General features: G+C 56.0%; 16 protein-coding genes. All 16 read right to left on the reverse strand.

What is annotated here, in order from left to right:
- Positions 1-103: 103 nt before the first annotated feature.
- Complete coding sequence (locus tag HU736_RS10390; protein ID WP_186699994.1) at positions 104-859, reverse strand: AglZ/HisF2 family acetamidino modification protein; 756 nt, start codon at positions 857-859, stop codon at positions 104-106.
- Positions 859-1,476, reverse strand: a complete 618-nt coding sequence (hisH, locus tag HU736_RS10395) for an imidazole glycerol phosphate synthase subunit HisH (RefSeq protein WP_150571389.1) — start codon at positions 1,474-1,476, stop codon at positions 859-861. Before hisH ends, HU736_RS10390 begins: the two co-directional genes overlap by 1 nt.
- Positions 1,473-2,708, reverse strand: coding sequence for a lipopolysaccharide biosynthesis protein (locus HU736_RS10400; RefSeq protein ID WP_186699992.1), 1,236 nt, complete (start codon positions 2,706-2,708; stop codon positions 1,473-1,475). The genes hisH and HU736_RS10400 overlap by 4 nt, the downstream gene beginning before the upstream one ends.
- Positions 2,705-4,021 (reverse strand): hypothetical protein, encoded by a 1,317-nt coding sequence (locus tag HU736_RS10405; protein WP_186699990.1) that lies wholly within the window; start codon positions 4,019-4,021, stop codon positions 2,705-2,707. Before HU736_RS10405 ends, HU736_RS10400 begins: the two co-directional genes overlap by 4 nt.
- A 2-nt stretch (positions 4,022-4,023) precedes the next feature.
- Complete coding sequence (locus tag HU736_RS10410; RefSeq protein WP_186699989.1) at positions 4,024-5,106, reverse strand: DegT/DnrJ/EryC1/StrS family aminotransferase; 1,083 nt, start codon at positions 5,104-5,106, stop codon at positions 4,024-4,026.
- A 2-nt stretch (positions 5,107-5,108) separates the two neighbouring features.
- A complete protein-coding gene (gene wbpD / locus HU736_RS10415) occupies positions 5,109-5,684 on the reverse strand; it encodes a UDP-2-acetamido-3-amino-2,3-dideoxy-D-glucuronate N-acetyltransferase (RefSeq protein ID WP_186699987.1) in 576 nt (191 codons plus the stop codon).
- Positions 5,681-7,513 (reverse strand): acyltransferase family protein, encoded by a 1,833-nt coding sequence (locus HU736_RS10420; protein ID WP_186700178.1) that lies wholly within the window; start codon positions 7,511-7,513, stop codon positions 5,681-5,683. The genes wbpD and HU736_RS10420 overlap by 4 nt, the downstream gene beginning before the upstream one ends.
- A gap of 133 nt (positions 7,514-7,646) precedes the next feature.
- Positions 7,647-8,597, reverse strand: a complete 951-nt coding sequence (gene wbpB / locus HU736_RS10425; protein WP_186699985.1) for a UDP-N-acetyl-2-amino-2-deoxy-D-glucuronate oxidase — start codon at positions 8,595-8,597, stop codon at positions 7,647-7,649.
- 73 nt (positions 8,598-8,670) lie between these two features.
- A complete protein-coding gene (gene wbpA / locus HU736_RS10430) occupies positions 8,671-9,981 on the reverse strand; it encodes a UDP-N-acetyl-D-glucosamine 6-dehydrogenase (RefSeq protein WP_186699983.1) in 1,311 nt (436 codons plus the stop codon).
- A 1,223-nt stretch (positions 9,982-11,204) separates the two neighbouring features.
- Positions 11,205-12,254 (reverse strand): LPS O-antigen chain length determinant protein WzzB, encoded by a 1,050-nt coding sequence (locus HU736_RS10435; protein ID WP_186699981.1) that lies wholly within the window; start codon positions 12,252-12,254, stop codon positions 11,205-11,207.
- A gap of 204 nt (positions 12,255-12,458) precedes the next feature.
- Positions 12,459-13,877: an MBL fold metallo-hydrolase gene (locus tag HU736_RS10440; protein WP_186699979.1), complete on the reverse strand. Its 1,419-nt coding sequence runs from the start codon at positions 13,875-13,877 to the stop codon at positions 12,459-12,461.
- A 103-nt stretch (positions 13,878-13,980) separates the two neighbouring features.
- Entirely contained in the window at positions 13,981-14,244 is a 264-nt protein-coding gene (locus tag HU736_RS10445; protein WP_150571398.1) for a LapA family protein, read from the reverse strand.
- 22 nt (positions 14,245-14,266) lie between these two features.
- Positions 14,267-14,566, reverse strand: coding sequence for an integration host factor subunit beta (ihfB, locus tag HU736_RS10450; protein ID WP_101321649.1), 300 nt, complete (start codon positions 14,564-14,566; stop codon positions 14,267-14,269).
- Between the two features lie 398 nt (positions 14,567-14,964).
- Positions 14,965-16,644 (reverse strand): 30S ribosomal protein S1, encoded by a 1,680-nt coding sequence (gene rpsA, locus HU736_RS10455; protein ID WP_101321650.1) that lies wholly within the window; start codon positions 16,642-16,644, stop codon positions 14,965-14,967.
- A gap of 123 nt (positions 16,645-16,767) precedes the next feature.
- Positions 16,768-17,454, reverse strand: coding sequence for a (d)CMP kinase (gene cmk / locus HU736_RS10460; RefSeq protein WP_101321651.1), 687 nt, complete (start codon positions 17,452-17,454; stop codon positions 16,768-16,770).
- Complete coding sequence (locus HU736_RS10465; RefSeq protein ID WP_186699977.1) at positions 17,451-19,691, reverse strand: bifunctional prephenate dehydrogenase/3-phosphoshikimate 1-carboxyvinyltransferase; 2,241 nt, start codon at positions 19,689-19,691, stop codon at positions 17,451-17,453. Before HU736_RS10465 ends, cmk begins: the two co-directional genes overlap by 4 nt.
- Positions 19,692-19,758: the final 67 nt, after the last annotated feature.

A 19,758-nucleotide genomic window follows, 5' to 3' on the forward strand; every position in this document is an offset into this window, starting at 1 on the left:
ACCCTATGATTTCTACCTGAGTTTCATCACCTTGAATTCAGGCTTAAGATCTTGTCCCACTTTGCTACATGCTGAGGGAATAAATGTCTTGCCTACACGGCGATTATCTTCGGCCTAGAGTGCTCACCTTAGGGTAGCTTATCAGTACCGCTCTGTGTTTACCGTGAAAAACAAAAAGGCTCCCCGCCGCTGCCGCCGAGACGCCGGTCTGATCGAATAGGTCGGTAAGGTCGCTCACCGCGCCTGCACCACCACAAGCAATTACAGGCACATGTACGCCTTTGACGACGCTGTCAATGAGCCCTGCGTCGAAGCCTCTCTGAGTACCATCCTGGTCTATCGAGGTGAGGAGGATCTCACCGATACCTGCGCTTTCGAGGGTTTGAGCCCATTCGACAGGGGATCGCTTGGTGTTCGAAGCCCCACTAGCAGCATAAACCGAATACCCCCCAAAAAATCCTTTCCTACAATCAATCGAGCCAACCACACTCTGCGAGCCATATTTTTTGGCTATATCAGTGATGATAGAGATATCAGCTAGCGCCGCCGCGTTGATCGAGATTTTTTCAACTCCCAGCCCAAACAGTTTATCGGCATGCGCTAGAGTCCTGATCCCGCCACCATAGCAAATAGGCATGAAACACTCGCCGGCAACTTCGGCGATGAGTTGATAATTGGGCTCCTGCTTGAGCATGGAGGCTTCAATATCCAACAAGATCAACTCGTCGACCTCTTTCTCATTGAAGATCCTGATCGCATTGATCGGATCGCCAACATATTTAGGGTCTTTGAACTTGACAGTCTTGACCAGACCACGATCTTTGAGCAACAGGCATGGAATAATACGTTTTCTGAGCATCAGATCAGCTCCACGAAATTCTTGAACAGTTGCATACCGAATTTGTGGCTTTTTTCTGGATGGAACTGAAAGCCGAACACGTTATCTTTAACGACCGCAGCGGTGAACAGCTGATCATAGTTTGCGCTCAGCAAAATATTGCTTTCATCGCGCGGGCTCATGTAATAGCTGTGCACAAAATAGAACCTGCTGGGGTTATCCAGGCCGTTCAGGCCGTCAAGGATGGGATGCTCCTGCGCCGCTACAATTTCGTTCCAGCCCATGTGCGGGATCTTGCGGTGCTCACGCGGTTCGAAACGGACAATATCCATGTCGACCCAGCCCAGGCCGGGTTCGCTGCCCTCTTCCGAGCGCATGCCCAACATTTGGCTACCGAGACAGATACCCATGACTGGCTTTCGCTTCTCCATGACCTGTTCAGTCAGAACGTCAACCAAGCCACTTTTGCGCAAAGTCTGCATACCCGCGTCGAAGGCACCGACGCCAGGTAAAATCAGCTTTTCAGCACTTTCGATGTCTGACCGGGCGTTGGAAGCAATGGCCTTAGCGCCCACGCGTTTCAACATGTTCAAAACCGAAGCGATGTTTCCGACACCATAATCAACGACAACGATCACTTGGCTTCTCCCTTGGCGCAGTGGAAAGACATCCATAAATAGATGAAATACATAAACGCGTAACCCGCTGCGTAAAAGGTCAGGACAGACTCAACGGTGGCCGGCAGCATAAAACATGCCACGGTCATGGCCAGGAGAACCAGTTGCCATAGCAAATCCAGATTCTGCCGCTGGGCAATGTAGATCGTGTAGCTGAGCGGACTGGCAACAAAGCGCATGTAAAACAGCGGTATCAGCAACACCGCGTAACGCCCTGACTCCGTCCATTCAGCGCCAAAAATCAGGGCGAACGCAGGTTCTGCGAACAAGCCAATAATGATGAAAGGGGGCAACGCCAGCAGCGCCAACACCTTGAACGTCGACAAGAATAGCTTGCGGCAGTTACCAGAGTCGCGATACTCGCGGGCCGCTTGCTCTTTGAACACATCCAGCACAGAAGCGGCTAGTAAAGATATCGGTGCGCCCATCATTCTCAGGGTCAAGGCAAACCAGCCGGCAATTTCACCGCCAAACTTGCTGGCCAACAAAATGACTGGTAACTGACTGGAAACGGTATTGATCAGATCCGCTGGTAGTGAGTACTTGGGGAAGTTTGAATAGCTACGCGCCACCGCTGCCACGTCGACGAGAGAAGCCCCCAAGCTCCTACCAAGCAGAACCTTGCCTACCCAGAAAGCGGCCAAGCTGGTTGCAATCAAAACGCCCAGTGTCTGCCCATAGATGAGCCCTTGCTCACCCTCCAATAGGTACCCAGCAGCCACCTGAGAAACCGCTATGCAGGCGGCCAGGCTTATACGTGCGAGTCCAAGCTTGTTGAATGCTTGCTGATAGGTCAGGACAGAGAGCAGCAACTTATTAATACCGAGGCCAGCGGCCACCGCTGCGAGCGCAAGCCAATAGTGACTAATTTCAGCGGGCAGACTAGACGTCGCATACGGAACAACCAACAACAGTCCGATAACCGCAATCGACAAAGTCAATACTAGGAAAATAACAAGTTTGATGACAGCATAGAACTCTGACTTCTGTCCAGTCGAAAATAGAGAAAGCTCATAGCGGCCAGTCAACAGCACCGAGATTATTGTAGCAGCAGATAACCATACGCTGAATCCGCCTATTTCACCCGGAGAGTAAAGGCGTACCAGCAACAGCATGACACCGATGGTAATCAGTTGCGCCCCGAGCGTACCTAGTAGAACGCGCATGATACGGCTAAAAAATAACTTACTCACGGACTTGTTCTCGCACCCAGCCTCAGCGGGAGGGAGATGAGGATTAGGGACACAAGCATGAAGAATACACCAGATCCTAATAAAACTGTCAAAAGCGACTGCTCAATTATCTTTGTCGCGATCAATAGCGCCACCGGAATTGCTAAGACTGCGCCGTGCCGTGAGTATAAAAAGTTTAACAATACGGTAATACCAGCGACAAGTGACGTCTCTACAACAACTCCAATGTATTTGAACTGCATGAACGCCACCGCGATAAAATTGACGTTTGCGTTCATCTCCGGATTTTCAAACATTTCCACGCCCAGCCTGAACGTCACGGGGTCAGAACGCCCCTGTCCGAACACCGCACCCAGTAGAGTATCGCCATAATAGTTATTTCCGAACTGAATTACGAAGGCGTCTGCGGCTCCAAGCAAAGTAGACGGGACTACAAACGCTCGCCGCAACAGGTAGTCATTCAAGTAAGAGTACCCGAGGACCTCATATTCAATTGCGCCAAGCATGAGCACACCCAACAGTGCGATTAGCAGCCACGACAACTTCACACTGCCAAACTTTCGATAATACAACATAATGAAATAGATAAGAAACATCAGCACAACCGGGTACTTTTGACCAAAGGCACCCCATACAATCAACACATTGAGGGAGCCCAGGACTAAAAAGCGCTTCTTTCTTTTGTACACGCCCCAAGCGAATAATACGGGGAAAAGCGCTTGAGTCCCGATAGAAGCTAGATAAGCGCCCGGTGTACCTGCGGCGAAGATCTCCCTTGCGACCGCGCGTCTGGCATAATGGCTGCTAAAATCGAGAGAAAAATACCCAGCGCTTTTAGCTACTATGTAGGCCAATACAGCCAGATTGAGCACAGACAATATTAATAAAATGTTCTTTCCCTGGCTACCCGAACCGCAATCGAGTTTAGGATAAAACCGTATCTTATTTGCCAAACCGATGATCGACAGGCCGATCACCACCGCAAGCGTCACACCCGAAAACGGATTGGCCTCAGGTGAATACCTATTAGCACCATTGAGCACCAGCGCATGTGGTACCAAAACCAAAACAAAAAAAGCGACCAGTAAGTCCCCAGGTCGCTCAATCCTTCCAACAGCCAGCAAGGCGCAGATCACTGCAAGCAGCAACAAATACATCGTTTGCACGAAGTCCAGTGGCCGCTCTGCCGCGCCCATGTAGTCATAAAGCTGATAGATGTAGCTGTTATTCACCCAGACCAATGCCAAAAAATAAGCAAACAACAGCACCGCGTTCAGCAGTACTGATTTGTCGATCCGGGTGGCTAGGTACATTCTTACTGTGCCAATGCGGCGCTGATGGCCGTCACAGCAGCCTGATCCAGATAAGGATGCATCGGCAAACTCATGACCTTGGTCGCAACGTCATCGCCAATCGGCAACACCGCGCGCTCATCCATGACTGCCGGCTGCTTGTTCAGCGGGATCGGATAATGAACTGCAGTAGGGATGCCGGCAGCCTTGAGACGTTCTTGTACGGCATCGCGGTCCTGTACCTGAACCGTGTACTGGGCAAAGGCACTGATGTTGCCTTCGGCAATGTACGGTGTACCCGACACCCCCGCCTGCTTCAGTGCAACTTCATACCATGCCGCCACTTGCTGACGCAGGCCGATCTCTTCCTCGAATATCTCCAGCTTCGGCAACAGAATTGCCGCCTGCAAGGTATCGAGCCGGCTGTTTACACCTACGCGAATGTGATGATAACGACGGTCCTGACCATGGCGCGCGACCTGGCGAATCACTTTGGCCAGCTCTTCGTCATTGGTGAAGATAGCGCCGCCGTCACCGTAGCAACCCAACGGCTTGCTCGGGAAGAAGCTGGTGCACGACACCGTGGTCAGGTTGCACGAACGTTTGCCTTTGTACGAAGCACCAAAGCTCTGCGCCGCATCCTCGATCACCGGGATGCCATGCTTGGCGGCGATTGCGTTGATTGCATCGTAATCGGCGCACTGGCCATACAACGAGACCGGGATGATGGCTTTGGTCCGCGGCGTGATGGCGGCTTCCAGCAAGGCGGGGTCAAGGTTGTAGGTGCGAGGGTCGATGTCTACATACACCGGTTTGGCGCCGAGCAGCGCTACGGTTTCGGCGGTGGCTATGTAGGTGAAGCCGGGGGTGATGACTTCATCGCCTGGGCCGATGCCAAACGCCATCTGCACGATCTGCAGGGCATCAGTGCCGTTGGCGCAGGTGATGCAGTACTTGGCGCCGACAAACGCCGCCAGGCGCTCTTCGAGTTCGCTGACTTCAGGGCCGAGGATGTATTGGCCATGGCTCAGTACCCGCTGGATACCGGCATCGATCTTGTCCTTGATGCGTGCCTGCTGGCTCTTCAGATCAATGAATTCAATCATGCTTACGCGTCCACCTTGCTCAGGGTCTTGCCATTAAGTACGTAGCGCACACCGGAATGCGAACACACCGCTTCGCGGTTGGCATCCAGTTGCAGTTGTTCGCCAAACTCGCTCATCCAGCCGATCTGCCGGGCCGGCACGCCGACCATCAAAGCGTAGGCCGGGACATCCTTGTTGATCACCGCGCCGGCACCGACAAAGGCGTATTCACCCACTGTTACGCCACAGACAATGGTGCAGTTGGCGCCGAGGGTGGCGCCCTTTCTGACCAGCGTGTCGCGGTACTGATCTTTGCGCTCGATCAGCGATCGCGGATTGTAAACGTTGGTGAAGACCATGCTCGGGCCACAGAATACGCCCTCTTCGAGGGTCACGTTGTCGTACACCGAAACGTTATTCTGGATCTTGCAGCGGTCACCAATGACAACCTTGTTGCCGACGAAGACGTTCTGGCCCAGCGATACTCCTGCGCCAATCTGTGCACCGGCACAGACGTGGACGAAGTGCCAGACCCGGGAATCGCTACCGATCTGCGCGCCGTCGTCGACGATCGCGCTTGGGTGTTGATAATAACTCATGGCTTGAAACTCACACTGGATTTAGGTTGATCGAAAAACCGCTGCAACTGAACACCCGCAAAATGCCCGTAAAGGCGAGCACCCAGCTCGTTTAGGTGATGGTTATCTCGATAGATAATTTGACCATTCTGATATGGGGCACTGCCGAAGAAGCTACCACTAGAAAAATCTACGAACTGTACATTCGCCATACCGCCAATAACTTCTTTCAACTGCTGATTAGCGTTCTTCCATTGCCTGTTGGGAATCACGGGCGCCGACAACCCAAGCTCAGCAAAACGGCGTATACGCTGAACGTTTGATTCGAACATTGGGATCTGCGCGAGCACCAGTACCTGCTTTCCAGCATGGCTGACGTCCACAAGGAAGGTTCTCATCGCTTTAATAAAGATCGGGCTCTGCATTTGGTACTGCCACATGCCCGCCACAATGACCTTGTCGAATGTAGGCATCAACTGCGCCACTGCAGCAATCTGCGCCATGCAAGCCTTCCGCGACGACTTTGGCAAACGATCGTAATCGAAACCTGGTATCGGTACGCAACTACTGCCGCTGAGTACCCGATAGGACACACCTGTTTCGTCACCGGCAACGTCAAAGAAGTAGTTCAACTGCGCAGCATGGCTGTCGCCGATCACCAGCACCGTCGGCTGAGCATCGGCCTTGCCCCGCTTGCATTCGCCGACCTGAGTGCCGTGGCAGATCAACTCGGGGGCAGCGTAACGTGTCAGTTGCAAGGGCGCAGGGGTGACCACCCGCAGATTCAACTGCGAGCCGGCAAACAGCACCACGGCTACAATGGCAGTGGCCAGTGCCCACTTCGGCGACTGCTGACGCAGCCCTGCGGACTTCCTGATCGGCGTTTCAATATAACGATAGGATAACCAACCCAGCAGCAGCGACCCGCTGACAAACAACAGCAAGCCAGCGCCATCAAGTTCGTACTGGCCAGTGTAGTAGCGGATAAAGGCCAGGATCGGCCAGTGCCACAGGTACAACGAGTAGGAGATGCCGCCGATCCACACCATCGGCCGGCTGGCCAGCAGCTGACTCGCCGGGCCGCGGCGGGCGGCGATCAGCAAGCCGGCACCAACGCAGGGCAGGATCGACCAGTAGCCGGGGAAGTTCTGCTTGTCTATCAGCAGGAACGCGCAGACCAGCGCAAGCGCCCCGAGCAAGCCCAAGGCAGTCGACAGTTTGCCGGGCAACTCACGGTTCTGCAGTGCCAGGGCAACAACGGCGCCGACCATGAACTCCGGCACGCGCGCGAGTAACGCAAAGTACAAGGTGTCCTGCTTGCCGCTGGTAACCCGATAGCCACTCCAGGCAAACAAGGCCAGGCCCAGCAACGCGAATACCGGCAGTCGCCACTGGCGGGGCAGGCACATGAACAAAATGGGGAAGAACAGGTAGAACTGCATCTCGATCGCCAGCGACCAGGTATGCAGCAACGGCAGCTCATCGGCACGGGGGGCGAAGTAACTGCCAAAATCGGCAAAGTAGCGATTGCTGGTGAAAAACGCCGACGACTTCAGGCTTTTTTCGAAAAATCCATAATCCGCTGGCAGAAACAGCACAGCCGAGACTACACACACGACCGCCAACATGACGAAGTACGCCGGCAGGATGCGCTTGATCCGACCCGTGTAGAACTCGACCAGATTGATTTTTTCAGTGCGCCCGGCCAGCAGGGCAGTGATGATGAATCCGGAGATGACGAAGAACACGTCGACGCCGACAAAGCCTGCATGCAACCAGGCGCTGTTGGCGTGGTAAGCGAGCACGGCCAGCACCGCGACGGCGCGCAAGCCCTGCACATCCAGACGCATGTCTCTGAGTTGCCTTGGCACGCCGACCTCGCTCAGCAGATTGTAATTATTGTTCGACACGCTGAAGACCGATCCTGCGCTAACGTGCTGTAGACGGGTGGCCGCACCGGGCCACCCATGGCATTGGTGCTGCTTAGCGGGTCAGCGCCGCAACGAACGGATGGCCTTCGTTGTCAGCGGCCTTGACGATGGCAGCACTACGGATGATGTTGACCGTTTCGACGCAATGGCGCGCATCTTCGATACCGTAACCGCGACCGGCCAGAATCTCTTCATAGCTGGTGGTGTGCAGGTCGGTGAAACCTTCCGAGAACTCCATTTCCTCGCCGTTGACGGTGATCGAACGGTAGGTAGGCTTCTTGCCCTTGACCGATTCCGGCAGGTCGTTGGCATCGACCGAGAGGAACCAGCGTACGCGGGCGTTCTCGTACTCGAGGTAACCGGCAGCTTTATGCTCGGAGGTGAAGTGCACGACGTTACGCTGCAGCTTGCCGAAGATGAAGTGCAGCATGTCGTAGAAATGCACGCCGATATTGGTGGCCACACCGAACGACTTGCGCGGGTCACCCTTCCAGCTCTTCAGGTACCAGTTACCCCGGGAGGTGATGTAAGTCAGGTCGACTTCATACTTGTGCGGGTTGTTCTCACGGGCAACCTTGTCTTTCAGGGCGATGATCGCCTGGTGGTGACGCAGTTGCAGGATGTTAAACAGACGCTTGCCGGTTTCCTGTTCCACCAGCGCCAGTTGGTCGAGCATCTCTGGAGTTGGCACCAGCGGCTTTTCGCAAATCACATCGCAGCCCAGGCGCAGGCCTGCGGCAATGTGTGGGTAGTGCAGGTAGTTTGGCGAGCACACCGCAACGTAATCCAGGGCGGTGGCCGGATCACGTTTGAGGTTGCTGGCGTGATCGAGGAAGAACTCGAACTCGGTGAAGAACTCGCTCTGCGGCGAGATGCTGTCAATGATGCCGACCGAGTCGTTGATGTCGTAGGCAGACACCAGACGGTTGCCGGTGTCCTTGATGGCGCGCATATGGCGAGGAGCGATGTAGCCGGCGGCACCGATGAGAGCGAAGTTTTTCATGGTTGATCCTGTAAAAACGAAAGTATCCGCCCGCGCGGCAAGCGCAAGCGGATCGACATGACGAAGTCGGTAATCAGGCTTTGATGATATGCGCTGTCGGCGTGCGGTACTTGCCGCGGCTGTCAACGATCAGCTTGGCCTTGCTCTCGATCAGGGCATAGTCAAACTTGTCGTGATCGGTCGCCAACACAACAGCATCGAAGCTGGCCAGGTTTTCAGCGGTCAGTGCTTCGCTGCTCAGCTCGAAGTGGTGCTCGCGCATCTTCGGGAACACCGGTACATGCGGATCGCTGTACGCAACCACGCCGCCCTTGGCTTCGATCAGCTCCATGATTTCTACCGACGGCGACTCGCGCATGTCGTCTACGTTTTTCTTGTAGGCAATACCCAGGACCAGCACGCGGCTGCCCTTGAGTGCCTTGCCTGCATCGTTGAGGCCGTCCATCAGTTTGCCGAGCACGTATTCCGGCATGGCCTGGTTGACTTCGCCCGAGAGCTCGATGAAACGGGTATGCAAGCCGTATTCACGCGCCTTCCAGGTCAGGTAGAAAGGGTCGATCGGAATGCAGTGGCCACCCAGGCCTGGGCCAGGGTAGTAAGGGGTGAAGCCAAATGGCTTGGTCGCCGCGGCGTCTACTACTTCAAAGATGTCGATACCCATGCGGTCGGCCACGATCTTCATCTCGTTGACCAGGCCAATGTTGACGGCGCGGTGGATGTTCTCCAGCAGCTTGGTCATCTCGGCAGCCTTGGTCGAACTGACCTGAACAACCTGATCGATCGCTTGCTCATACAGGGCGACGCCGACTTCCAGACACTGAGCGGTGTGACCGCCAATGACTTTTGGAATGGTGCGGGTTTCGAAGTTCGGATTGCCCGGATCTTCGCGCTCAGGCGAGTAGACCAGGTAGATGTCCTGACCGACCACCAGACCGCCTTCCTGCACTCGAGGCAGTAGCTCTTCTTCGGTGGTGCCTGGGTAGGTGGTGCTTTCCAGCGAGACCACTTGCCCAGCACGCAGGTATGGCTTGAGCGCATCAGTGGTGTTGATGACGAAGCTCATGTCCGGTTCGCGGTACTTGTTCAACGGGGTCGGTACGCAGAGGATCAGTGCGTCACATTCGCTGACACGGGTGAAGTCGGTGGTAGCTTCGAAACCGGTTTCGCGAGCCTTGGCGACATTGACAGCGGAGATATGTTCGATATAGCTCTGGCCGGCATTGAGCTTATCCACTTTGAAGGTATCAATATCGATGCCTAGTACATTGAAGCCAATGGCATTGTATCGGAGCATCAGTGGAAGGCCGACATAACCAAGGCCTACTATACCAATCAAAGCCTTCCGGCTTTTGAACTTCTCTACCACTGCATTAATGTCTGTCATATTTTCCAACTCACCATGAATTTTTCTGCCCGTCATCGTGACAGTACAGCGGGTACTAAAATCTTGGACGACTCATTACCAGCCGAGTGAATCGATCCGCTACTAAGCTCGGCGCCGTCGCCATAGTGAAACCGCATGTCCGCCGCTGAAGACATCGAAGCGGCTCGCGGACTGCGAACATCAAGGCGCTGCAATGATATGGCTTTCATCACCGAGGTTCCATCAGATATTTCAGTGTGTGGGATCCTTGCTGCAAACGCCGAGCCTTCGCTTTGGCTCAAGCGCGGCTGCGCCACACTGCTTGATAGCCCGCAGCGGGCACGAAAGGCTCGCTTGCCAAGCCCCCCCTCAGCATCAGTGCTGAGCCGCCACTGGCGAGCAATCATGCGTCGAGGTGGAAGCTAGCAGCAGCCTCAAACGCTATGTGCGTGAGTGATGCCCAGCTGTCAACGATGCTGGCGAACCGCCCACGCACTCGCAAAAGTGTACCCGGGCATTGCCTACACAACCTTTTCTTGCGAAGTTGATTTGCCAGCCCTGGCAATAATTTTGTCAAAAATGCGGAACCGCCCTCACACAGCCCTCCCAAGCCGCTCCAAAAAATTGATCATAGTTAATTGAAAAAGTGGGTCTCCATACCTTCACAATAACTCTCGAAGAAAACGCTCCTACTGACCAGGCCAATTTAAACCCTAACACTCAAGAACCAGGCTCTAATATTCATATCCGACCGAAATTATGTGAAGCGTAGCTGTGCAAACAACTATCGGACCCGGAAATATCCCTGGAAAATAAGAACAATCGAAAGACATAACAAAACCGACTAAGGCCCTCACCTCCGCGCCCCCAGCCAGACCAGAAAGCAACTAATCAACTAATCAACTAATCAACTAACTACAAAATAAACATGCATAATAACTAAAACTGATCACTTACGATCATTGCCCGGAGACCTGCAGGTCGATCAAACCGCTCAAAGAGACACGACATCAGCACTACGACTTTCCCTCTGCTTTCGGAATAATCAGTAATCTGTAGTGACCAATACTCAAATACTCATAGCCATCGCAAGACAGGCAAACCAAGACAACACCGACTTAGGATCCAAGCGTAATATCTATCCATCCAACTGGCTGAAGATATACCAGATAGAACAGCATAACTGAACTATTACTGCTCCGCCCCCAATACCGTACGTTTACGCGCCTATCCGCGATATCTTCTCAAGTGGTTGTACGATGCTTAAGCCACAGACTTCTGCCAATTGCAGCCAAGGCCCCCAAACTTACCCCTATGATCGTTGCGATGAACAAGATCAATGCTTTTCGGGGCTTTATCGGCTTATCGGGCTGCTCGACCGTCCCGTCTTGCTGATACACAGACACGCCAGATGAGTCGACACTAATGCTTCTATACAGACTCAGTTTCTCTTGCCTCACACGTAGCTCGGGGATGAATGGATCATCAGATATACGCGATTTTAGTGTATCGATTTCCGCTCGCAGTGCGTCGCTACCTCGCATATAAGTCAGACTACCCACCATGCCAGCAGATACTTCAGCGGGCAAATTGCTCGTAATTATCGACGGCTTTTTCAAACCTATTGACTCCGCAACGTCAAGTGCCTCTTCGAGTTGCGCGATCCGATCCTCTCGCTGCTTGCGCGCTCCGGCTTGAGCAGACATGATCTGCCGTTCTAGGTTATTAGCCATGATCAAAATATCACTCTGGGTTCCTGTAAGCACTTCATGCTTGGCACGAACGGAGGCCATTTCAACATAGGTAGTGACCCACTGTGCCGCACGCTTAGGATCTTCAAGGTTTGCTGTTACCACGTAGCGAAGGGGCATATCCTTGCCCGCCTGCGTCACTTTCAGAAGTGAATTGAATTGACTATACAGGGCATCGCGAGAGCCACGGCGCTGATCATCGTTGAGCGAAGTTAAATATTCGCTACGAAAGAATTTTTTGCGTAATGCCTCGGACTGCAGAGCCTTCAGATATATTTCGTAAACTTCCTTAACGCTGTAGGTCGGCAACCCCGAGTCCCCGCCTCTCGCATTATTAAGCTGAGCAATTTCGTTCTGAGATGGTGGCTGAATATATAGCTTAGCCTCATACACCGGCGGAGCCAGTATGACATAGAGCAAGCTCACCCCGATTATTGGCAGTGCGACCAGTACGATCCATATCTTTTTGTGCCAAACGCCTTGCATCAAATCAACAAGGTCAATTTCACCCTCCCCACTACGGCGCTGATGTTCATTGGCCATTTATTTTCCTTTGAATCTCTCTGGTGACTGCCTGAAGCAGGCCTGATCTGTGCCACTACCTAGCCCGTTGCCCACCAAAATCAAGCTTAGCGGCAATCAGCTAAGATGCCCGCCCGTTCGTACATCTTTAGCATCTATCAAACTAGTCGAGCCTGAGCATGAACCCTATAGGAAGTAAGCCGGACTCCGCCCTCAGCCGAGCCGTTAAGCAGGAATTGTGACCCCCACACACCAGCCGAGCTCATCATATTTTTGCGCTAACGCCTCAGCCAACGCCAGCTTCGCCCTACCCTCTCCATGCACCAGCACCACCCGCTTCGCCGCACTCCCCGCTCCCAGCGCAAATTCGATCAAGCCAGCCTGATCGGAATGAGCCGAATACCCGCTCAGCGTGGTCACCTTCACATGCAGCTTATAGCCATTCCCATCCAGCTCAACCCACTGCGCACCGGCCTGCATCAACGCCCCCGGCGTACCTTTGACCTGATAGCCAACAAACATGACTTCATGCCGCCTATCACCTAGCATAGCTTTAAGGTAATTAACGATCCGCCCACCCGAACACATGCCATTGCCAGCAATCACAATCGCTGGCCGGCCAGTACTCTTTAGATAATTGACCACTTGCTGGTGCTTGGCGTGGCTATCCACACACACCAACTGGGAAAAGCCAAGCGGCCTGCGCCCTTTGCTCAAGCGTAGTCGGGCTTCGTCATTCCAGTACTGATGCAGCTCCCGGTAGACCTGAGTAACGCGCTGAGCCAGCGGCGAGTCGAGGATGATCGGTAGTTGCGCCCAGTCGACCTGATCATCGCTGGCTGCCGCGCCCGAGGTATCGAGCAGGCCTTTGAGGTGGAGGACCTCTTCAATCTCATAGAGCAACTCTTGCGTACGACCGAGACTGAATGCGGGGATCAAGATCGTGCCCTGGTCAGCCAAGGCACGATCTATCGCTGCTTCCAGACGCTGGCGCCGGTTGCTGCGGTCAGGATGCAGGCGATCGCCATAGGTGCTTTCGAGCACCAGCACATCGGCGCGCTCCGGTGGCTGGACCGGACGTAGCAAGGGGCTATTGGCCGCGCCGATATCGCCAGAGAACACCACACGGGTGCTGCACGATTGCGCAGGGGTACTGATGTCGCACTCGACGTACGCTGAACCGAGCAGATGGCCGGCACGCTGCAGGCGGATGCCACACTGCAGGTGCTCGTGCTCGATCAGGCTGTACCACTGACCAAAGGCGACCGTCTCTACCAAACTTTTCAGCAGCTGCAGAAAACGCGTTACGTGCGCGGGCTCGCTACTGATGCCGAGCTTGAAGGCATCTTCAAGAATCAGCGGGAGCAGTTTGGCGGAAGGCTCGCTACAGAAGATCGGGCCGCGAAAGCCTGCGGCCAGCAGCGCAGGGATGCGACCGACATGGTCGAGGTGCACATGGGTGATCACCAACGCCTGGATGCCGCTGATATCGAAGCCCAGAGCGGAGGAATCAAGGCGGGCATCGGCGCCTTGCTCAAGCCCGCAATCGATGAGCAGGCTGGTGGCGGAATCTAGGTGCAACTGATGACAGGAGCCCGTGACGCCGCGGGTGCCACCATGGTGTGTGATAACGGGGAAAGTCATGCTGCTGAAGCCCTGCGCAGGGTTGAAAACGAAGCGGGCTATTACTCCATTTTCTTCGCCGGCTTCATATCAGCTATGCCTGCTAAAGCTGTAAGACGTTTCCTCAGCTCTCTGCCAAGGCCGCCTGACGTGCCGATGCACGAATCCTGCGCTTACTGCGCATAACGCCGTAGGCACCAAGCAATGGACCGAGGGCCAGGCCCACCACCAAGGCGGCGAGCACTGGCAGCGCTACGGGCACTGCAGGGGCAGTCCAGCCGAACAACACCAGGGCGACGGTTTGCTGGTTCTCCAGCACGAAGAACATCACCACTGCTGCCAGCAGCAGGACGAACAGCAGCGCCAGGGCGCGCTTGAGGTTACGCATCGGTCTGATCCTTTGATTGCACTCAGGCTTCGGTTTCGTGCTCTTCTTCGTTGACCCGATCGCGCAATTCCTTGCCCGGCTTGAAGTGCGGCACGAACTTGCCTTCAAGGCTTACCGACTGGCCGGTCTTGGGGTTGCGACCTACGCGAGGTGCGCGATAGTGCAGCGAGAAGCTGCCAAAGCCGCGGATCTCGATGCGATCGCCCGTGGCCAGGCACTGGGCCATTTGCTCGAGCATGGTCTTGATGGCCAACTCGACGTCCTTGGACGAGAGTAAACCCTGATGGGTGACAATACGTTCGATCAGCTCCGACTTCGTCATGTTTTTCCCTTCGTTATCAAGCAGCTAGATCATTGCTTAACCAGTTTGTAGCACGCTCAGGGGGATTTGAACAGGGCGGTTCTTGACTTAATAAAAAAATTCAAGATTGGTGCGCGGGGAACTTTTTCGGTGCAAGGGGTTGGGGTGGTGCTGGGCAGAGGGGTTTGTTGGGGTTGGCTTGAGTAAGCCGGGGCCGCTGCGCGACCCTTTCACGACACAAGGCCGCTCCACAAGTACAGTGCACGGCTTTGATGCGAGGGAGTGACAGGCTACGGTGATCAGCGAGGCGTAGAGGAGAGAGCTGCGCTGCGATCTAGGTGCTCTGATGGCAAGCTCCAAATCGCAGGCAATAAAAAAGGGCGACCTAAGTCGCCCTTTTTCTACCGATCAAGCAGAACTTAGTTCTGTTTGGCCATTGCTTCGCGCAGCAGCGCAGCCATGGTGGTGTCGGCAGCAGCTGCCTCAGGAGCCTGTTTCAGGCTCTGGATAGCTTCACGCTCTTCAGCATCGTCTTTCGATTTGATCGACAGGCTGATAACGCGCGACTTACGGTCAACGCTGATGATCTTGGCTTCGATCTCTTCGCCTTCCTTCAGAACGTTACGCGCGTCTTCAACGCGGTCACGGCTGATTTCGGAAGCTTTCAGAGTAGCTTCGATGTCGTCGGCCAGGGTGATGATGGCGCCTTTGGCGTCAACTTCCTTGACGATACCCTTGACGATTGCACCCTTGTCGTTGACAGCAACGAAGTTGGAGAACGGATCGTCTTCCAGCTGTTTGATGCCCAGGGAAATGCGCTCGCGCTCTGGATCAACCGACAGGATGACAGTTTCCAGTTCGTCGCCCTTCTTGAAACGACGTACGGCTTCTTCGCCGGTTTCGTTCCAGGAGATGTCGGACAGGTGAACCAGACCGTCGATGCCGCCGTCCAGGCCGATGAAGATACCGAAGTCGGTGATCGACTTGATGGTACCGGTGATCTTGTCACCCTTGTTGAACTGGCCGGAGAAGTCTTCCCATGGGTTGGACTTGCACTGTTTGATGCCCAGGGAGATACGACGACGCTCTTCGTCGATGTCCAGAACCATAACTTCCACTTCGTCGCCAACCTGAACGACTTTCGACGGGTGGATGTTTTTGTTGGTCCAGTCCATTTCGGAAACGTGTACCAGACCTTCAACGCCTTCTTCCAGCTCAGCGAAGCAGCCGTAGTCGGTCAGGTTGGTAACGCGAGCTTGTACGCGAGTACCTTCTGGGTAACGAGCAGTGATAGCTACCCACGGATCTTCGCCCATCTGCTTCAGACCCAGCGAAACGCGGTTGCGCTCACGGTCGAACTTCAGGACGCGAACATCAACTTCGTCACCAACGTTGACGATTTCCGACGGGTGCTTGATACGCTTCCAAGCCATGTCGGTGATGTGCAGCAGGCCGTCGATGCCGCCCAGATCCACGAATGCGCCGTAGTCGGTGAGGTTCTTGACGATACCTTTGACTTGCTGGCCTTCTTGCAGAGTTTCGAGCAGAGCTTCACGCTCGGCACTGTTCTCGGCTTCGAGGACGCTGCGACGCGAAACAACGACGTTGTTGCGCTTCTGGTCCAGCTTGATGACCTTGAATTCCAGCTCTTTGCCTTCGAGGTGGGTGGTGTCGCGCACTGGGCGGACATCAACCAACGAACCTGGCAGGAACGCACGGATACCGTTAACGTCGACAGTGAAGCCGCCTTTAACCTTACCGTTGATAACGCCCTTGACAACTTCTTCGGCAGCGAAAGCAGCTTCCAGAACAATCCAGCACTCGGCGCGCTTGGCTTTTTCACGGGACAGCTTGGTTTCGCCAAAGCCGTCTTCGACCGCGTCCAGCGCAACGTGAACTTCGTCACCGACCTTGATGGTCAGCTCGCCAGCTTCGTTGTAGAACTGCTCGAGCGGGATGACGCCCTCGGACTTCAGGCCAGCGTGTACGGTAACCCAGTCGCCGTCGATGTCGACAACGATACCGGTGATGATCGCACCCGGCTGAAGATTGAGGGTTTTCAGGCTTTCTTCAAAGAGTTCTGCAAAGCTTTCGCTCATTTTAATTCCTGTAGATTTGGGCGAAGAAGACGCCCCTAACCACACTCCAGACAATGTGGGTTTCGTTATTTAAAGGAAAACCGGCAAGACGTTGACTGGTGCCCCTGCCTGCTTTCCTGATCATCAGGCGATACCGCGGAGCGCGATTTCGCTTTTGATGCGTTGCAACACCTGCTCGATAGACAACTCGGTAGAGTCCAGCTGTATCGCGTCGGCCGCCGGTTTAAGCGGGGCCACCGCACGCTGGGTATCGCGCTCATCGCGCGCACTAATCTCATCTAGCAGACTCGCCAGCCTAACATCGTCGCCTTTCGCTTTCAACTGCAAATAACGACGACGCGCCCGTTCCTCAGCGCTGGCGGTCAAAAACACTTTCAACGGCGCGTCCGGGAACACCACAGTGCCCATGTCGCGGCCGTCTGCGATCAGCCCCGGAGCCTCCTGAAACGCGCGCTGGCGCTGCAGCAGGGCATCGCGCACCGCGGGCAGCGAGGCCACCATCGAGGCGCCTGCGCCGACTGCTTCGGTACGGATGTCGAGGCTGACGTCATCTCCCTCGAGCATGATGCGCTGCAGCTTACCCTCCTCGGCCGGGTAGAACTGCACATCCAGATGAGCGGCCAGCTTGGTCAGCAGCTCTTCGTTGGTCAGGTCGACGCCATGGTTGCGCGCGCTGAAGGCGAGCAAACGGTACAGCGCGCCGGAGTCGAGCAGGCGCCAGCCGAGCTCACGCGCCAGCAGCCCGGCTACAGTGCCTTTGCCCGAACCGCTTGGGCCGTCGATGGTGATGACGGGGGCCTGGGCGTTCACGACTTGGCCTCTTCGGCCACACGAATGCCGACTTCGGCGCACAGCGCGAGGAAGTTCGGGAACGAGGTAGCAACGTTGGCGCAGTCATGGATACGCACCGGCGCAGTGGCCCGCAGCGAGGCGATGCTGAAAGCCATGGCGATACGGTGGTCGCCGTGGCCGTGCACTTCGCCGCCGCCGATCGGGCCGCCGTCGATGATGATCCCGTCCGGGGTCGGTTCGCACTTCACACCCAGGGTGACCAGGCCATCGGCCATTACCTGGATGCGGTCGGATTCCTTCACTCGCAGCTCTTCAGCGCCACGCAGGATGGTCCGGCCTTCGGCACAGGCCGCGGCGACGAACAGCACCGGGAACTCGTCGATAGCCAGTGGTACCAGCTCCTCTGGGATCTCGATGCCTTTGAGCTTGGCGCCGCGCACACGCAGGTCGGCTACCGGCTCGCCGCCGACTTCACGCTGGTTCTCCAGAGTGATATCGCCGCCCATCAGGCGCAGGATATCGATGACACCGGTGCGGGTCGGGTTGATGCCGACGTGCTCAAGCAGCAGGTCGGAGCCTTCGGCGATCGACGCGGCAACCAGGAAGAACGCAGCAGACGAGATATCTGCCGGCACTTCGATACGGGTTGCGGTGAGTTTGCCACCCGCTTGCAGCGAAGCGACCGGGCCGTTGGACTCGACCGCATAGCCAAAGCCGCGCAGCATGCGCTCGGTGTGGTCGCGGGTTGGCGCAGGCTCGGTGACGGTGGTCACGCCCTCGGCATACAGGCCGGCCAGCAGCAGGCAGGATTTGACCTGGGCACTGGCCATTGGCAGCGTGTAGTTGAGTGCCTTGAGCTTTTGCCCGCCACGAATGGTCAGTGGTGGCCGGCCATCGGCGCCGGTTTCGACCACGGCGCCCATTTCCCGCAGCGGGTTGGCGACACGGCCCATCGGCCGCTTCGACAGCGAAGCATCGCCAGTCATGGTCACGTCGAACGGCTGGCCGGCGAGCAGACCCGACAGCAGGCGCATCGAGGTGCCGGAGTTGCCGACGTAGATCGGCCCGGGCGGCGCTTTCAGGCCGTGCAGGCCGACACCGTGAATAGTGACCTTGCCATGGTTGGGGCCTTCGATGACCACACCCATGTCGCGGAAGGCCTGCAAGGTCGCCAGAGCGTCCTCGCCTTCAAGGAAGCCTTCGACTTCAGTGGTGCCTTCGGCCAGCGAGCCGAGCATGATCGAGCGATGGGAAATCGACTTGTCGCCTGGAACGCGGATCCGTCCGGACACGCGGCCACCAGGTTGGGCCAGGAAAATCAGATCGTTGGCGTTCATAGCGTCCACATAGGCCCGGCGGGCCAGGATTTTACTGAAATGCTCGCGGGCAACCCGTGCGCGGGTAAATACCCCCAGCAGCTGGTGCCCATCCCCTGCATCGACCGCGTCGCGCAAGGCGTCGAGGTCGCTGCGAAATGTATCTAGCGTGCGCAGCACCGCCTCGCGGTTGGCGAGGAAGATGTCATGCCACATGATCGGGTCGCTGCCGGCGATTCTTGTGAAATCGCGAAAGCCCCCTGCAGCGTACCGGAAGATTTCGAGGTTTTCATTGCGCTTGGCCAGCGAATCGACCAAGCCGAAGGCCAGCAGGTGTGGCAGGTGACTGGTAGCGGCCAGCACTTCGTCGTGACGCTCGACCGTCATGTGTTCGACATCGGCGCCCAATGCGCGCCACAGGCGGTCGACCATGGCCAGTGCGGCAGGGTCGGTTTCAGCCAGTGGCGTAAGAATGACTTTATGCCGGCGGAACAGCGCGGCGTTGGAGGCCTCTACCCCGCTCTGCTCGGAGCCGGCAATCGGGTGGCCAGGCACGAAGCGCGGCAGATTGCTGCTGAACACTTCGCGAGCAGCACGGACCACATTGCACTTGGCGCTGCCGACGTCGGTGACGATGGCATTGCCAAGGTCGAGCCCGGCCAGCACGGCGAGCAGTTTTTCCATGGCCAGAATCGGCACGGCGAGCTGGATCACGTCGGCGCCGATGCAGGCGCTGGCGAGGTCTTCTTCGCAGCGGTCGACTACACCGAGGGCAACCGCCTGCTTGCGCGACGGGGCATCGAGGTCGACGCCGACCACTTCGCGGCACAGGCCGCTTTCACGCAGGCCCTTGGCGAACGAGCCGCCGATCAGGCCGAGGCCGACCACCACCAGGCGGTTGATGATTGGCGTGGGTTGGGGTGTTGGTGCGTTTACCACTGGTGTGAACCCTGTTGATGGATCAGGTCAGTCTGGGAGGGCCATTGGGGCTGCTTTGCAGCCCATC

This window comes from Pseudomonas shirazensis (genome assembly GCF_014268785.2).
In the GTDB taxonomy this organism is placed as follows: domain Bacteria; phylum Pseudomonadota; class Gammaproteobacteria; order Pseudomonadales; family Pseudomonadaceae; genus Aquipseudomonas; species Aquipseudomonas shirazensis.

Bases quoted from the DNA above. Each gene is read 5' to 3' on its own strand.
- ihfB (WP_101321649.1), bottom strand. From the start codon at position 14,566: ATGACGAAGTCGGAGCTGATCGAACGTATTGTCACCCATCAGGGTTTA.
- HU736_RS10405 (WP_186699990.1), bottom strand. From the start codon at position 4,021: ATGTACCTAGCCACCCGGATCGACAAATCAGTACTGCTGAACGCGGTG.
- HU736_RS10410 (WP_186699989.1), bottom strand. From the start codon at position 5,106: ATGATTGAATTCATTGATCTGAAGAGCCAGCAGGCACGCATCAAGGAC.
- HU736_RS10390 (WP_186699994.1), bottom strand. From the start codon at position 859: ATGCTCAGAAAACGTATTATTCCATGCCTGTTGCTCAAAGATCGTGGT.
- HU736_RS10420 (WP_186700178.1), bottom strand. From the start codon at position 7,513: ATGCGTCTGGATGTGCAGGGCTTGCGCGCCGTCGCGGTGCTGGCCGTG.
- HU736_RS10440 (WP_186699979.1), bottom strand. From the start codon at position 13,877: ATGACTTTCCCCGTTATCACACACCATGGTGGCACCCGCGGCGTCACG.
- wbpA (WP_186699983.1), bottom strand. From the start codon at position 9,981: ATGACAGACATTAATGCAGTGGTAGAGAAGTTCAAAAGCCGGAAGGCT.
- rpsA (WP_101321650.1), bottom strand. From the start codon at position 16,644: ATGAGCGAAAGCTTTGCAGAACTCTTTGAAGAAAGCCTGAAAACCCTC.
- HU736_RS10445 (WP_150571398.1), bottom strand. From the start codon at position 14,244: ATGCGTAACCTCAAGCGCGCCCTGGCGCTGCTGTTCGTCCTGCTGCTG.
- wbpD (WP_186699987.1), bottom strand. From the start codon at position 5,684: ATGAGTTATTATCAACACCCAAGCGCGATCGTCGACGACGGCGCGCAG.
- HU736_RS10435 (WP_186699981.1), bottom strand. From the start codon at position 12,254: ATGGCCAATGAACATCAGCGCCGTAGTGGGGAGGGTGAAATTGACCTT.
- wbpB (WP_186699985.1), bottom strand. From the start codon at position 8,597: ATGAAAAACTTCGCTCTCATCGGTGCCGCCGGCTACATCGCTCCTCGC.